The sequence below is a fragment of the Eubacterium coprostanoligenes genome (genome assembly GCF_900167205.1).
In the GTDB taxonomy this organism is placed as follows: Bacteria; Bacillota; Clostridia; order Oscillospirales; family Acutalibacteraceae; genus Eubacterium_R; species Eubacterium_R coprostanoligenes.
In genome coordinates, this window is record NZ_FUWW01000008.1 from 15,931 (window position 1) to 31,992 (window position 16,062).

A 16,062-nucleotide genomic window follows, 5' to 3' on the forward strand; every position below is an offset into this window, starting at 1 on the left:
TCCTATTTTTCAATATAAATAATAAATTTTTATGTTGGAATGTTTTGCAATATGTGTTATAATATATTTCACTAATAAATATGGAGAGAAAATCTATGCTCACAGATATTGAAATTGCTCAAAACGCAAAAATGAAGGATATTAACAAAATTGCCGCTTCTCTCGGCATTTCGTCTGATGAAATAGACCCTTACGGTCACTATAAAGCAAAAATATCCGATTCTGTTATGGAACGATTAAAAGATAAAAAGGACGGCAAGCTCATTCTTGTAACCGCTGTAAACCCGACACCGGCTGGTGAGGGCAAAACAACGGTTTCTATCGGTCTCGGTGAAGCTATGAGCCAAATCGGCAAAAAAGCGATTATTGCACTTCGTGAGCCGTCACTCGGTCCTGTCTTTGGCATTAAAGGCGGTGCAGCAGGCGGCGGATATTCACAGGTTGTGCCTATGGAGGACATAAATCTTCACTTCACAGGCGATATGCACGCAATCACATCGGCAAATAATTTGATGTGTGCAATGCTCGACAATTCCATTCAGCAGGGCAATGAACTCAATATTGACCCAAGAAGAATTCAGGTTAAGCGTTGCCTTGATATGAACGACCGTGCGCTTCGCAACATCATCAATTCCCTTGGCGGAAAACTCAACGGTATCCCTCGTGAGGACCATTTTTGTATCACCGTTGCAAGCGAGGTTATGGCAATTCTTTGCCTTGCCTCCGATTTGTTTGATTTAAGGGAAAGACTCGGCAATATTCTTGTTGCTTACACATTTGACGGTCAGCCTGTTTATTGCAAGGACATCAAGGCAAACGGTGCGATGACCGTTCTTCTCAAGGAAGCTATTAAACCGAACCTTGTGCAAACTCTTGAAAATACTCCGGCAATTATGCACGGCGGTCCTTTTGCAAATATTGCACACGGCTGTAACTCTGTTCGTGCAACAAAGACCGCACTTAAACTTGCGGATTACACAATTACCGAAGCGGGCTTCGGTTCTGATCTCGGTGCTGAAAAGTTTATGGATATTAAGTGCCGTTTCGCCGGTTTAGCTCCGTCTTGCGTTGTTTTGGTTTCAACCGTTCGTTCAATGAAATATAACGGTGGCGTTGCAAAGGAAGACCTCAAGGAAGAAAATCTCGAAGCACTCAAAAAGGGTAGCGTAAATCTCGGTGCTCATATTGATAATCTTAAAAAATTCGGCGTTCCCGTTGTTGTTGCAATCAATCATTTCTATGCCGATACCCAAGCAGAAATTGATTATATCGAGCAGTATTGCAAGGAAAAAGGCGCTGATTTTGCAGTAACCAAATGTTTTGCCGAGGGTGGCAAGGGCGGAACCCAACTTGCTCAAAAGGTTGTTGATGCTTGCGAAAAGGAAAATAATTTCCACTGCCTTTATGACCTTGATATGCCTGTTTATGAAAAAATCGAAACTATCGCAAAAGAAATCTACGGTGCAGACGGCGTTGATTTCACCAAAGAAGCAAGAAATGCTATTGACGGATTTATAAAATTGGGTGCCGATAAAATGCCTGTATGTATGGCAAAAACACAGTACAGTTTATCGGATAATCCAAAACTTCTCGGTAAGCCGGAAAACTTCAGAATTACTGTTTCTTCGGCTTCTCTTTCAAACGGCGCAGGATTCATTGTTTGTCAAACAGGCTCAATTATGACTATGCCGGGACTTTCAAAATCTCCTGCCGCATACAGAATTGATATTGACGAAAACGGCAATACGGTGGGTCTTTTCTGATGAAAGAAGTTATTACTTACAGCTATGAAGAAACGCTTGCTATGGCGAGCGATTATGCCAAAACTTTGCCAAAGGGCAGTGTAATTGGCTTTGTCGGCGGACTCGGTATGGGCAAAACAGCTTTTACAACCGGCTTTGTAAAAGGACTTGGCATCAATGCCGATGTGTCCTCTCCGACTTTTGCCATATGTAATGATTATATCGGCGAAAAAGCAAGGGTTTATCATTTTGATATGTACAGGGTTGAAAGCTGGGACGACCTTTATTCCACAGGTTTTTTCGATTATCTCGAAACAGATGCCTACATTCTTGCCGAATGGAGCGAAAATGTTTTCGGTGCTCTGCCCGATGACGCCGTTATTATTGAAATAGAAAAAATTTATGAAAATACTCGCAAGTTTATTTTCAAATCAAAATCAGATTATATCGAGGATTGATATGCTTTTATCAATGGATTCAAGTGCCGTCACAGCTTCTGTTGCTTTGACTGACGGCGATGAAATTATAAAAAGTGAATTTGTAAATTCGGGACTTACTCATAGCGAAACATTGCTTCCTATGATTACAAGAGTTATGGACGGTCACAAATACAGCGAACTTGACGGAATTGCAATCACAGCAGGTCCGGGTTCTTTCACAGGTGTTCGTATCGGCGTTGCAACGGTTAAAGGACTTGCATTTAATGATGACATCCCTTGTTTCTCCGTTTCAACATTGGAGGCAATAGCGTATAATTTTGTTGACAAAAACGCTGTTGTTTGTGCTGTTATGGACGCAAGAAGGATGCAGTTCTATAATGCTTTGTTCAGAGTTCAAAACGGTAAGGTTGAGCGTCTTTGCGATGATAGGGCAATTTCTATCGAAGATTTACGAAATGAGCTTAAACAGTACGACAAGGTTGTTATTGCCGGTGACGGTGCAAAACTCTGTTTTCATAATATCGAACTTGAAAATTGCACTCTTGCTGATGATGACCGAATTTATCAAAATGCCGTAGGCGTTGCCAAGGCGGCACAAAATAAAAATGCAATCTCTCCCAAGGCACTTATGCCTGTTTATTTAAGACAGAGCCAAGCCGAAAGAGAATTGAAATTAAAATTAAAAAGATAAGGAGAATAATTATGACAATAGTTTTAGGTTCGGACCACGCAGGATTTCCGCTTAAAGAGGCTGTTCGTGCTCATTTTGAAGAAAAGGGGATTGACTATATCGATGTAGGTTGTTATTCTCCAGAAAGATTTGATTATGCCGTTTCGGCTCAAATCGCTTGCGATAAGGTGTCTGCGGGTGAAGCCGATATGGCAATTCTTTGTTGTGGTACAGGTGTTGGTATTTCTATGGCTGCCAATAAGGTAAAGGGTATCAGAGCTTGCTGTTGCAGCGATTATTTCAGTGCAAAGTATACCCGACTTCACAACGATGCAAACTGCCTTTGCATGGGTGCTCGTGTTATCGGTGAGGGCACAGCAATTGAACTTGTTGATGTATTTATCAATACAAAATTTGAGGGCGGCAGACATCAAACAAGAATTGACCAAATTATGGCCATCGAAAACGGTGAAAAATTATATTAATCTAAACCTTTTAAGGCTCCTCTTGTTGCAAGGGGAGCCGTTGTTATTTATCAACCATTAATTATAAAAATAAACCCTGTAGATTTTACTCTACAGGGTTGTTTGTTTAGTTTATGACCATCTCATAGCCTTGATACTAAAACCTAATTTGTTATCAAGTTTGTTCTTCTGAACAACTGCAACAACCTTTGTTTTGCCTCCGCCTGAAACGGAACCGGTAACCTTGTAATAGTTGTTGTTATTCTTTTGAGCATATTCCTCAACCTTGTCAATAGTAACTGTTTGCACAGTGCTTTCGGCATTTGGAATTGTAAAAGTATCGTTGTCTGCGTTGTATTTAATCTCTTTAGTTGAACCGCAATTGTTTTTGAAGTTAACTACAGTTTGACCAAAGAATTTGAAAAGTCCGAGAACAATAGTTCCCGATGCGTATGTTTTTGTGTTGAGTTCCTCTCGTTGTGCCATCCAAACAGCAGCGTGTCTTGCTACATCAATCGGAACGCCGTCAGAATTTTCGTAGTTTGAATTGCAAAGATTTGGAACGCTGAGCATTGATTCAACCACTTCTTTTTCGGAATTGTTAAATTCAGCAGGCTTTGTTTTGTCATCGATTTTTGGTACAATATCCTCATCTGCCGGAACAGTTGTAACCTCACTTGTCGGCTCATTTGATTGGTTTGGTGGAGTTGCTGTAGTCGTAGTTGTTGGTTTTGCTGTGACCGGCTTTTTGTTTTTGTCAGTAACAACTTCGCCGTTATCATCGACCTTAACAGTGATTTTGTTGCCTTTTTTGTCGGTTGTTTCCTTGTACATAACTTGAGTTGTAACAGCGTTTCCGTTCTTGTCTGTAACCGTTTCGCCTTTTTCGTCAGTCACTTCTTCGTCAACAATATCATATGTATCTTCGTTGCCGATAAGTCCGTCAATTGTTGTTGATGTGCTGTCTTCCTTTTTTCCGTTTTTGGAGCAACCTATCATTGCCACGGATACAGCTATTGCGGTTGCAAGAACCACAGCTATTGCTTTTCTCATATAAACACCTCTTGTTTGTTCATTAACTAAATTATAATGATTTTTTTATCTTTTGTAAATACCCCTAATATAATTAAAAGTAAATATTTATAATTTAGTAATAATGTTTACGAATAATTCACAACTCGATGGTTTTATTTGTTATAATATGTATCAGACATCATAAAGAGGTGATTGTTTGAAAAATTCAAAGATTATAGCCTATTCCGGCGTGGCAACTGCTTTGTCGGTGGTTATGCTGTTTTTAGGTTCTCTTATCTGGGTACTTGCCTATACAATGCCGCTTATCGCAAGTCTTATTATGATTATTCTTTTAGACTCAATATCACAAAAAAGTGCAATTCTTACTTTCGTTTCAACATCTGTTATATCATTCATATTGCTCAGTGACAAGGAATGCTTGCTCCTATATGTGCTGTTTTTTGGCTATTATCCACTAATAAGAGATAAAATCAATGATATAAAGCCCAAATTTTTGTCTGTATTACTAAAATATTTAACTTTCAACGCATCAATGATACTAACTCAAATTTTGTGTGTTTATGTGTTTGGAATACCGTTTGATGATATGCTTGGCAAGTGGGGAATTGTTATATTTATTATTTGCTTAAACCTTGTCTTTGCCGTGTATGATAAGCTGTATGACCTGCTTCTGAAACTATACAGAATAAAACTCAAGAAAAAAGTCGAAAAATATATAAAATAATTAAATTATAATATTGAATTATATTTTCCGTTTTTGTATAATAATTATATCTTGAATTTTGGAGATATATTTTCATGGATTATAGGCTTGACGGTACTGAATCTTTGGGTATAGAATTTGGCTCAACCAGAATCAAAGCGGTGCTTATTGATAAGGATTTTAACCCTATTGCTTCAGGCTCATATACTTGGGAAAATAAATTTGAAAACGGCATTTGGACTTATGCTATGGATGAGGTTTGGCAAGGGCTTCAAGCTGCTTATAAAAACCTCAATGCTGATTGTGGAAATAAGTTTGGAGCAAAAATAACAAAACTTGCTTCTCTCGGCTTTTCCGCAATGATGCACGGGTATCTTCCGCTTGACAAAGACGGCAATCAGCTTTGCGAATTCAGAACTTGGCGCAATACCATTACGGGTGAATCTGCCAAGGCTCTTACCGAACTTTTTGGCTTTAATATTCCGCAAAGATGGAGCGTTGCCCATCTCTATCAAGCTATACTCAATGGAGAAAAGCACACAAAGGATATTGATTTTCTCACAACTCTTGCAGGATATGTCCACTATAAACTGTCGGGTCAAAAGGTTGTCGGTGTCGGCGAAGCATCAGGTATGTTCCCAATAGACAGCACCGTCAATGATTATAATTCCGAAATGGCAGAAAAATTCAATGCATTGCCTAAAGTTAAGGAACTTGGTATTGATATTGTTCAGATTTTGCCAAAAGTTCTTGTGGCAGGTGAAAATGCAGGCGTTCTTACCAAAGAGGGCGCAAGGCTTATTGACCCGTCAGGAAATCTTGAACACGGAGTTCCTATGGCACCTCCCGAGGGTGATGCCGGAACAGGTATGACCGCCACCAATTCAATAGCCGTAAAAACAGGTAATGTCAGTGCTGGCACTTCAATTTTTTCAATGGTTGTTCTTGAAAATCAGCTTTCAAAGGTGTATGAAGAAATTGATATGGTAACTACTCCTGTCGGCAAGCCGGTCGCAATGGTACACTGCAACAACTGTTGCACGGATCTTGATTATTGGGTAAATGTTTTCGGGCAGTTTGCTTCGGCAATCGGAGCGCAGATGTCAAAACCGGAGCTTTATGACGCTTTGTATGAATCTGCACTTTACGGCGAGCCTAACGCAGGCGGTCTTGTTAATATAAATTATTTTTCGGGCGAACCTGTTTCTCATACAGATGACGGCAGACCGCTTTTTGTAAGAACACAAAATGCTAATTTTAATCTTGCAAATTTTATGCGTTCTCAAATTTATTCAACAATGGCAACTCTTAAAATCGGTATGGAAATTCTTGAAAAAGAAAATGTCACTATCGATTGCCTTATGGGGCACGGCGGACTTTTCAAAACTCCGCTTGTCGGTCAAAAATTAATGGCAGGTGCGATGAATTGCCCTGTTGCTGTTATGAAAACAGCAGGTGAGGGCGGAGCCTGGGGTATGGCTGTGCTTGCAAAATATGTTGTTGACGGTGACGAACCGCTTGACGAATATCTCAATAATAAGGTGTTCGCAAACAGTGAATGCAAAACTGTTGCACCCGATGAAAATGATGTAAACGGATTTAATGAATATATGAAATTGTATAAGTCGGCACTTAAAGCAGAGGTTGTCGCTTACGAAAATATTTAAGGAGAATTACAATGGCATTTAAAGATTATGAATTTTGGTTTGTAGTAGGCACACAATTCCTTTACGGCGAAGATATTTTTGAAACTATTAATTCTCACGCAACAGAAATGGCGGACGAATGGAGCAAAAAACTCCCTTGTAAGGTTGTTGCGAAGCCTTGCGTAAAAACTTCAAAAGAAATTTTGTATATTATGCAAGATGCAAACAACGATGAGCACTGCGCAGGTGTTATCACATGGATGCACACCTTTTCACCGTCTAAAATGTGGATTGCGGGATTTAACGCTCTTAAAAAGCCGTTTCTTCATGTAAATACTCAATATAACCGTGACATTCCGTGGCAGGATATTGATATGGATTTTATGAATCTCAATCAGTCTGCACACGGCGACAGAGAACACGGCTACATCACCGCTCGTATGAGATTGAAGCAAAAGGCGGTTGCAGGCTATTGGAAGGATGAAACCGTTCAGGACAAAATCGGCACTTGGATGAGAGCCGCAGTCGGCGCTATGGAAAGCCGTAAACTTCGTGTTCTCCGTATTTCCGACAATATGCGTAATGTAGCAGTAACCGACGGTGACAAGATTGAAGCACAGATTAAACTCGGTTGGCAGGTTGACCACTACGGTGTGGGCGATATTATTAAACTCGTCAATGCTGTTACCGACGATGAAATCGACGCTCAAATGGCAGAATATGAAAAGAATTATATTATGGATACCGATAATCTCGATGCCGTAAGGTATCAGGCAAGGGAAGAAGTTGCAATCAAAAAGTTCCTTGAAAAAGAGGGATTCGGTGCATTCCATACAAACTTTGAGGATTTGCAGGAACTTCGTCAGCTTCCGGGTCTTGCCGCACAGGATTTGATGCGTCAGGGCTACGGCTTCGGCGCCGAGGGCGACTGGAAAGTTGCCGCTATGACCCGTGTTATGAAACTTATGGCAGAGGGTATGCATGGCGGTACAGCCTTTATGGAAGATTATACATATCATTTTGAACCGGGCAACGAAATGCTCCTTGGTTCACATATGCTTGAAGTTTGCCCAACTATTGCATCTGAAAAAGCAAAAATTCAGGTTCACCCTCTTGGAATAGGAGATAGAGAAGACCCTGCTCGTTTGGTATTTAAGGCTCAAACAGGCAATGCAATCGTTGTCACTCTTGTTGATATGGGCGACAGACTTCGTATGATTGTCAATGATGTTGAATGTAAGGAACAGGTAAATGATATGCCAAAACTTCCTGTTGCAGGAGTTTTGTGGAAGCCGCTTCCTTGCCTTCAAACTTCGGCAGAAGCATGGATGTATGCCGGCGGTGCACATCACAGCGTTCTTTCGTATTCACTTAATGCCGAGCACATGCGTGATTTTGCTGAAATTATGGGTATTGAGTTTATCCATATCAATAAGAATACAGAGATTAATGAATTCAGAAAAGAATTGTTTTATAACGATGTTGCATACAAACTCGGTATGTAAGGAGCAAAAATGTTAGAAGCGTTAAAAAAAGAAGTATTTGAACAAAATTTAAAACTTGTTGAGTACGGCTTGGTTGTACTTACTTGGGGCAATGTTTCGGCTATTGACCGAGAAAGCGGACTTTTTGTAATAAAGCCATCGGGTGTGCCATATAGTGAAATGACTGCTGAAGATATGGTGGTTATGGATTTGGACGGTAACAAGGTTGAGGGCAAACTTAATCCTTCATCCGATACACCGACCCATATGGAATTATACAGGAATTTCAAAGATATAGGCGGAGTGGTTCACACTCATTCGTCTTGGGCTTGTGCTTGGGCACAGGCAGGAAGGGATGTTCCGGCTTACGGTACAACTCATGCTGATTTTTCCAACGGCGCCGTTCCTTGCACAAGAGGACTAACCAAAGAAGAAGTTGAGTCGGCATATGAACTCAACACCGGCAGAGTTATAGTGGAAGAATTTGCCAAAAGAGGTATTTCGCCAAAGGCGTGTCCGGCAGTTCTTATCCACCGTCACGGTCCTTTCACTTGGGGCGAAAATGCCCAAAAGGCTGTTGAAAACGCATTAATATTAGAAGAGGTTTGTAATATGGCATACAGAACCGAATCCGTTGCAGCATTAAGTACAGATTCAAATATCGGAATAGAAGATTATCTTCTTGAAAAGCATTATAATCGTAAACACGGCAAAAATGCATATTATGGTCAGAAATTATAGGAGGAACATATTAATGAAAAAAACAAACAAATTTTTTGCGCTCTTTCTTTCTCTCATTTTGCTTATTGGTACAGTTATGCCTGTGTATGCATTTGATGAAGAAAAGATTGATTTGCAAAATGCAGTAATTTCTTTTGAAAACAATATTACTGAATACGAGGCAACAGGCGAAGCTATCAAACCGGCTTACAATGTTATGGTTGGTGATATTTTGCTCACCAAAGATGTTGATTACACAGAAAAGTTTGAAAACAATATTCAGCCGGGCACAGCTTCACTCACAATTACTGCCACCGACACTTCCGTTTACTATAAAGGTTCAAAAACGGTTCAGTTTACTATCGTTCAAAGTGATTTAGATGACGATGATGACGAAATTGTAACACCAAAGCCTGTTTCGCCACCAAAAGCTGTCAAACTTCTTGCAACCTATGGCAAAAAGAATAAAAGTCAGCTTGTTGTAAAATGGAAAACTGTTTCTTGTGATGCGTATCAAATTATGTATTCAAAGGATGCTTCGTTCAAGAAAGGTGTAAAGTATGTAACTGTTAAGGGTAAAAATACATCTTCAAAGACCGTAAAGGTTAAGAATAATAATAAAAAATATTTTGTTAGAGTAAGAGCAATAAGATATAATACAAACAAAAAGCCTGTATATGGTGTATGGTCAAATAAACTCAATAGCTCTTTCACAAAGACTTATGCCAAGTATTCATCTCATTATGTAAATAACAGAGACAGAACAACAAATTTGAGAATTGCATCAAAGGCTATTGACGGCACAGTTCTCGCACCCGGCGAAACTTTTTCGTTCAACGAAACAGTAGGAAAGAGAACTTCTCAAAAAGGCTACAAAAAAGCCCATGTTTTCAACGGACCGAATTCTACATCAATGGGCATCGGCGGTGGCGTTTGCCAGGTTGCATCAACTATTTTCAACACAGTTTTATTTTCAAATCTCAAAATAGTTGAAAGACATCAACATTCACAAAGAGTTTCTTATGTTCCGCTTGGCAGAGATGCGGCTATTTATTGGCCAAGTCAGGATTTACAGTTTAAGAACGATACAAATTATCCTATAAAAATTAAGATGGTTGTTAAGGACGGCGTTATTTCTTGCACATTCCTCACATGCCAAAATGTAAAACCTAAAAAGGTTAAGGTTACTGTCAGCAGAAGCGGCAAGAACTTCACTATGAAGCGTTACGCAGGCGGTAAATGTAATTACACAACAAGATCTTATTATTAATAATGTCCAAAAAACGACACCCATCATTGCCTTTTGGTGGGTGTTGTGTTATTCTATATTAAAGGAGTGATTAGATGATTACATATATTTTGCTCGGTATTTGCATAGTCCTTTTGATTGCAGTTATTGCAATTCTGTTGACACAGGGCAAAAAGGACGATTCGGCAAAAATAGAGGAACTTCAGCGTCAACTTTTGGACGCAGTTAATAAGAACAATAATTCTGCAAGAATAGAGGAGCTTTCCCGTCAAATGAATGACCTTGTTAATAAGAATTACGAACAGCAGGTCAAGGTTATTGAGGCTCTTAATAATAACTATAACAATCAAACAAAACTCATTCAGAGTTCAATTGCCTCAATGCAGGAGAGCAACGAAAAGAAACTGGAACAAATGCGTGCTACTGTTGACGAAAAACTCACTTCAACACTTAATAAGCGTATTGATTCTTCGTTTGAACAGGTTTCAAAGCAACTTACTTCTGTTTATAAGTCGCTCGGCGAAATGAAAGATTTGTCTGTCGGCGTAAGCGGACTTAACCGTATTCTCACCAATGTCAAAACCCGTGGCACTTGGGCAGAACTTCAACTTGGCAATATTCTTGAGCAGATTATCCCGAATATGTACGAAACTAATGTAAGAACAAATCCAAAATACAACGGTCAGGTAGAATTCGCCGTTAAAATTCCGAATGCCGAGAATGATGAGGTTTGCTGGCTTCCTATCGACTCAAAGTTCCCGATGGAGGATTATATCCGTTTAAGCGAATCAGCCGAAATGGGCGATGTGGAAGCTGTGGAGCGTGCTCAAAAGGCTCTTGAAGCAAGAGTTAGGGATGAAGCAAAGGCAATTAAAAATTATATCAGCGAGCCACAGACAACTCCGTTTGCAATTATGTATCTTGCAACAGAAGGTCTTTATGCCGAAATAATGAACAGCAAAACCGGACTTCCCGAAAAACTTCAAAATATGGGCATTTTGGTTGCAGGTCCAAGCACTATCACCGCACTTCTTAATTCGCTTTCACTTGGCTTTAGTTCAATTGCAATCAATAAGCGTGCAAATGAGGTTTGGAAAGTTCTTGGCAATGCCAAAAAGCAGTATGATATGTTTGGAACTCTCCTTGAAAAAGCAAAGAAAAAGATTGATGAAGCCGGCAGAACTATTGAAGATGCAAATCATAGAAATGACATTATTCAAAAGAATTTGAAATCTGTCAATACTCTTGATACAGACCCTACGGATATTGAGCTTCTTGATTAATGGAGTGTGAGCATTATGCAACAATTCACAAAAAAGGAAATAAAGCTATCAACCCTTCGTTTGCTTCAATCAAAACCTCTTGATAATATAAAAGTTAAGGATATAATTGACGATATCGGTATCAGTCGCAACACTTTTTATTATCATTATCATGATATTTATGATGTTCTCAAGGATATTTTTGATGAAACTATGCTTGAAATAACAAAGAACAGTGATGAAAATTTTGATTGGGAAGCGGTGTTCAAAAAGATGTCTGAAAATGCTCTTGCCAAAAAGAGTATTATCACAAATATCTTTAAATCAAAGTATTCCGATAATATAAAAAGTTATATTGCAAATTCGGTAGGGGACACCATATGCAGCAAAATCAAGGCAAAATATGATGCTGAGGGCAAAAAAATAGACGATTATGATTTAAAAATTATGTCAACTTTCTATAAACATGCTTTGACAGGCACATTTTTCGAGTGGGTACATAACGGTATGAGAGTTCCTCCAAAGGAATTTTTTGAAAAATTGTCAAATGTCACCCGCAAAGTTTAGTTGGTTTAATAAATTTCAGTATTACAAAAATAGGAAAGTGCACAAATATTGTGTACTTTTCTTTTTTTGACAGTTTTATTTCATCCCAAAAGGTGATTTAATATAGACAAGGAGTTAAGCCTAACATTCGGTCAGTTCTTAAAAGTTAGGATTCAAGCATCTTATAAGTTCTCTTTTCATGTTTCTCCAAAAGTTTGTTTTTCTCAATTTGAATTGACCGTTGTCCGGTACGGAATGTTGCTATAACGCTCCGTGCCGGAATATATTTTAGGATGGTGATTTTATGAAGTATCTACAAAACATCAAAATTGCGTATATGACCGCTTGCGTTATATTTATGCTTATAGGAATTATGCTGATGGGCTTCCCGGAATTCTCTATGGTCGCAGTTTGCTATTTGATTGGAATAATGTTTATCATCCTTGGTGTAATCAAAATTATGGCATATTTCTCGCAAGAAAAGTATAACATTGCTTTTCAATTTGACCTTGCACTTGGCATATTGTCCGTGATTGTCGGTATCTGCACGGTCATCCACCACAATTGGATAATCAGCATCCTGCCGATAATTATCGGAATAATGATTATTGCCGATAGCTTGTTTACTCTTCAAGCATCAATAGATGCAAAACGATTTGGACTTCCTCGTTGGTATTTTCTGCTTTTGTTCTCCGCAGTGTCTGTTGTGCTCGGTCTTGTCTTGGTGTTCAAGTCATTTAAGAGTGCTGTTGTAATAACTATTCTTTATGGTTTGGGTTGTTTCTTTATCGGTTTTGAAAAGCTTGTTTCAATCATTTACACAACTCAAAAAATAAAAAAATATGCACCGCATAACGATATAATAGAAGATGATTACACGCTTCACGATAAAAACGAATAAAAGTAAAAGGAGCGTTTGAAAAAACGCTCCTTAATTTGTTTGTGTTTGTGTAATTAGTGCTTAATGTCGTCCCACTTAACGCCATCAATCTGGAACAAATCGTCAAACTTGTAAACATTTGTTTCTTCCTTGGTGTGGTTAGGATACCAAACTTGTGCGAAGAATGGGTTTGTTCTTGCGATGTTGTCGTAATCCCACTGCTTTTGAGGGATGTAGCACTCTGGGCACCAGTGACCGCCGAGGAGAATAAGAGCAGGTGATGCTTCAAATTCTGCACCGCAGTAACCGCATTTCCACTTGAGTTTTGTTGCCATATCGCCCTTTGTCATTGTTTCGCTGAGGCACTCACCGCCACGGAATTTAGCAGCTTGCTTCATATCTTCAATGTCAAGTTCTGATTCAGGCTTTGTTTCATCATAACCGTGGTCAAGTTTGAATTCATCTGCATCAGATGTCTTCTTTGCAAACTTTTTGATTTCAAAATCTTCCCACTTTGCAGGAATCTTTGCCCAATCCTCATATGTACCGTAGTATGCTGAAAGTCTTTCAGGATTTCTTGTAGCAACCCAGTCAAGAGTACCGAAGTCTTTTGTAGAAGCAATCTTCTTCATGAATGGCTTTGCACAAGCTGCAACGAGATTCTTTGGAAGATATCTTGGTATTTTGAAGTAGAATTCAACCTGATCTGCGAGTCTGTTGAAGTAATCCTTAACAGGGAGGTTCTCTCTGAAGTGGAGGAATTCCTCGAGCTTGTCGCCGTCTGCATAGAATTGACCGTGGAAGTTCTTTGTGATGAACCAGTTAGGGTCAAAGAGCTTTTCAGGGCCTGCAAGACCAAGTGTGCCAAGGAGAAGGCACTCAAATTCATAGTTAGAAATTCTGTACTGCTCACCTGAACCGATGTTGAAGAAGTGGTTCCAGAAGTCAGCACCGAGTGTGCCTTTTTCGTCTTCAAGTACAAGGTTGCACATAAGTCTGCCTGAGTCCTCAACAGTACACCATTCAAGAACGCCGTTGATTGGTACATGGAACATAATTGGGTCCATATTCTTAAGAATGTTTGGATAGAGAATACCGCTCTGACGCATAACAACCCAATTCTTAATACCGCTTTCTACGAATGTGCGCTCTGCAACAGTCTTTGAAATAGCATAGTGGTCATAGATAGAAATTTTGATAGGGTCACCACATCTGCCCCAGTGGATAGGATAGTTTCTGTCGCCTGTTTCAGCAACAGTACCGATGTAGCATACTTTAATATCATCAGCGTTCGGTTGAGCCAAAACAGCCTTGCAGATATTCTGTGCAGCACCGATGTTTGTCTTTTGTGTTCTGTATGGCTTCCAGTCAGCTGTTGGAGATACCATACCACCAATATGAAGAACATAGTCAGAACCTGTTACACCCTCAAGGATTGAGTCGTAATCGCCCAAGTCACCCCATACAACCTGAACATTTGGCTTTGCCATAATACCCTTTAATTTTTCTTCGTTCTTTGGGCTCTTTCTTGCAAGCATCTTAATGTTGATTTCATTTGGATGCTTAATCATTTCCTGAACTGCAGCCCAACCCATATTACCGGTACCGCCGGTAAGGAATACGGTTTTCTTTGCCATTATTTTTCCTCCTTAAACAGCAAATTGTACTTATTAACAATAAGCATAAATGTTAACAATATAATTATAAACTATTTCTAAACAAATTACAATATAAATTAACAAATATTTCAATAAAAATTTTGTTGACACGGCATATTTTTTGTAGTATCATAAATGTAATATAGCAAAAAGGAATAGAGATTATCAAGAGTGGTTGAGGGACTGGCCCTGCGACACCACAGCAACCTGCGTTTGTAAGGTGCTAATACCTGCGGTAAGATAATACCGAATGATGAATTATCAGCATACGGTCACCGCTGTATGCTTTTTATTTTACTTTTTGCAAGAATAAACGCTGTATTTTATAGAAATGAGGTAATATACTATGTCACGCTTTTTATTTACAAGCGAATCGGTTACAGAAGGACATCCTGACAAAATCTGTGACCAAATTTCAGACGCAATTCTTGACGCTATGATCGAGCAAGACCCACAATCTCGTGTTGCTTGCGAAACAACCTGCACAACAGGTCAGGTTCATGTTATGGGCGAAATCACAACAAAAGCCAATGTTGACATCAACGCTATTGTTCGCAAAACTGTTTGCGAAATCGGATATGATGACAGTGCAAAGGGATTTGACGGCAACACTTGTGCTGTAATCACTTCTCTTGACAAGCAGTCACCTGACATCGCTATGGGTGTTGATAAGTCATTCGAACTTAAGAACAACGAAGAAGATGAGGACAACCTCAACGGTGCCGGCGACCAGGGTATGATGTTTGGTTATGCTTGCAACGAAACCAAGGAACTTATGCCAATGCCTATTTCTCTTGCTCACAAGCTTGCTCTCAAACTCACGGAGGTAAGAAAAAACGGCACATTGCCTTATCTCCGTGCAGACGGCAAAACACAGGTTACTGTTGAATATGTAGACAACAAGCCTGTCCGTGTTACAACAATCGTTGTTTCATCACAGCACAGCGCTGATGTTTCTCTTGAACAACTCCGTGAAGATATTATCGAAAATGTAATCAAAACAACTGTTCCTGCCGAATTTATGGATGAGGATACTGTATTTTATGTAAACCCAACAGGCAGATTTGTTATCGGCGGTCCTATGGGTGACTCAGGTCTTACAGGCAGAAAGATTATTGTTGATACATACGGTGGATACGCTCGTCACGGTGGTGGTGCTTTCTCCGGTAAAGACCCAACAAAGGTTGACCGTTCAGCTGCTTATGCTTCAAGATGGGTAGCAAAGAATATTGTTGCAGCAGGTCTTGCAGACAAGTGTGAGGTTGAACTTGCGTATGCAATCGGTGTTGCAAAGCCTGTATCAGTAATGGTTGACACATTCGGCACAGGTAAGAAGTCTGATGACGAAATCAGCGAAATTGTTAATAAGGTTTTCGACCTTCGTCCGTCTGCAATCATAAAGAACCTTGATTTGAGAAGACCGATTTACAAGGCAGTTGCCGCTTACGGTCATATGGGCAGAGAAGACCTCAATGTTCCTTGGGAGCAAACAAATAAGGTTGATGAAATCAAAAAGTATATGTAATTTATACATTATAATAATAGTAAAACGGCTTGAATTTT

General features: G+C 39.5%; 15 protein-coding genes and 1 riboswitch. Of the genes, 13 read left to right on the top strand and 2 right to left on the bottom strand.

Annotated elements, in window-relative coordinates; all coding sequences use genetic code 11:
• The first annotated feature begins 95 nt into the window (after positions 1 to 95).
• Genes B5D29_RS04375 through rpiB form a run of 4 tightly spaced genes read left to right on the top strand, consistent with a single transcriptional unit; the run spans position 96 to position 3,337 of the window.
• Positions 96 to 1,763, top strand: coding sequence for a formate--tetrahydrofolate ligase (locus B5D29_RS04375; protein ID WP_078768370.1), 1,668 nt, complete (start codon positions 96 to 98; stop codon positions 1,761 to 1,763).
• Positions 1,763 to 2,200, top strand: coding sequence for a tRNA (adenosine(37)-N6)-threonylcarbamoyltransferase complex ATPase subunit type 1 TsaE (gene tsaE, locus B5D29_RS04380; protein WP_078768371.1), 438 nt, complete (start codon positions 1,763 to 1,765; stop codon positions 2,198 to 2,200). The genes B5D29_RS04375 and tsaE overlap by 1 nt, the downstream gene beginning before the upstream one ends.
• Position 2,201: 1 nt before the next feature.
• Positions 2,202 to 2,873 carry a tRNA (adenosine(37)-N6)-threonylcarbamoyltransferase complex dimerization subunit type 1 TsaB gene (tsaB, locus tag B5D29_RS04385; RefSeq protein WP_078768372.1) on the top strand — a complete coding sequence of 224 codons (672 nt, stop codon included), beginning with the start codon at positions 2,202 to 2,204 and terminating at the stop codon, positions 2,871 to 2,873.
• Positions 2,874 to 2,884: 11 nt separating this feature from the next.
• Entirely contained in the window at positions 2,885 to 3,337 is a 453-nt protein-coding gene (rpiB, locus tag B5D29_RS04390) for a ribose 5-phosphate isomerase B (protein ID WP_078768373.1), read from the top strand.
• A gap of 111 nt (positions 3,338 to 3,448) precedes the next feature.
• Here rpiB and B5D29_RS04395 read toward each other — a convergent pair whose 3' ends face one another.
• Positions 3,449 to 4,369, bottom strand: a complete 921-nt coding sequence (locus B5D29_RS04395) for a hypothetical protein (protein WP_078768374.1) — start codon at positions 4,367 to 4,369, stop codon at positions 3,449 to 3,451.
• 178 nt (positions 4,370 to 4,547) lie between these two features.
• On the opposite strand from B5D29_RS04395, the gene B5D29_RS04400 reads away from it, so the two are divergent.
• From B5D29_RS04400 to B5D29_RS04435, 8 genes are all read left to right on the top strand, one after another.
• Positions 4,548 to 5,075, top strand: a complete 528-nt coding sequence (locus B5D29_RS04400; RefSeq protein WP_078768375.1) for a hypothetical protein — start codon at positions 4,548 to 4,550, stop codon at positions 5,073 to 5,075.
• Between the two features lie 74 nt (positions 5,076 to 5,149).
• Positions 5,150 to 6,721 (top strand): xylulokinase, encoded by a 1,572-nt coding sequence (locus B5D29_RS04405; RefSeq protein ID WP_078768376.1) that lies wholly within the window; start codon positions 5,150 to 5,152, stop codon positions 6,719 to 6,721.
• A gap of 11 nt (positions 6,722 to 6,732) precedes the next feature.
• Positions 6,733 to 8,205: an L-arabinose isomerase gene (gene araA, locus B5D29_RS04410; protein WP_078768377.1), complete on the top strand. Its 1,473-nt coding sequence runs from the start codon at positions 6,733 to 6,735 to the stop codon at positions 8,203 to 8,205.
• A 9-nt stretch (positions 8,206 to 8,214) separates the two neighbouring features.
• Positions 8,215 to 8,925 carry an L-ribulose-5-phosphate 4-epimerase gene (locus B5D29_RS04415; protein ID WP_078768378.1) on the top strand — a complete coding sequence of 237 codons (711 nt, stop codon included), beginning with the start codon at positions 8,215 to 8,217 and terminating at the stop codon, positions 8,923 to 8,925.
• A 13-nt stretch (positions 8,926 to 8,938) separates the two neighbouring features.
• Positions 8,939 to 10,174 (top strand): VanW family protein, encoded by a 1,236-nt coding sequence (locus B5D29_RS04420; protein ID WP_159443398.1) that lies wholly within the window; start codon positions 8,939 to 8,941, stop codon positions 10,172 to 10,174.
• 74 nt (positions 10,175 to 10,248) lie between these two features.
• On the top strand, positions 10,249 to 11,436 hold the full coding sequence (locus B5D29_RS04425) for a DNA recombination protein RmuC (protein WP_078768380.1): 1,188 nt from the start codon (positions 10,249 to 10,251) through the stop codon (positions 11,434 to 11,436).
• A gap of 15 nt (positions 11,437 to 11,451) precedes the next feature.
• On the top strand, positions 11,452 to 11,982 hold the full coding sequence (locus B5D29_RS04430; RefSeq protein WP_078768381.1) for a TetR/AcrR family transcriptional regulator: 531 nt from the start codon (positions 11,452 to 11,454) through the stop codon (positions 11,980 to 11,982).
• 283 nt (positions 11,983 to 12,265) lie between these two features.
• A complete protein-coding gene (locus B5D29_RS04435; RefSeq protein WP_078768382.1) occupies positions 12,266 to 12,862 on the top strand; it encodes an HdeD family acid-resistance protein in 597 nt (198 codons plus the stop codon).
• 53 nt (positions 12,863 to 12,915) lie between these two features.
• Here the strand turns inward: B5D29_RS04435 and B5D29_RS04440 are convergent, their stop codons facing one another.
• Complete coding sequence (locus B5D29_RS04440) at positions 12,916 to 14,478, bottom strand: NAD-dependent epimerase/dehydratase family protein (RefSeq protein ID WP_242941742.1); 1,563 nt, start codon at positions 14,476 to 14,478, stop codon at positions 12,916 to 12,918.
• 180 nt (positions 14,479 to 14,658) lie between these two features.
• Positions 14,659 to 14,759, top strand: a riboswitch (SAM riboswitch).
• 86 nt (positions 14,760 to 14,845) lie between these two features.
• Between B5D29_RS04440 and metK the strand changes: the two genes are divergently transcribed.
• Entirely contained in the window at positions 14,846 to 16,024 is a 1,179-nt protein-coding gene (gene metK / locus B5D29_RS04445) for a methionine adenosyltransferase (protein ID WP_078768384.1), read from the top strand.
• Positions 16,025 to 16,062: the final 38 nt, after the last annotated feature.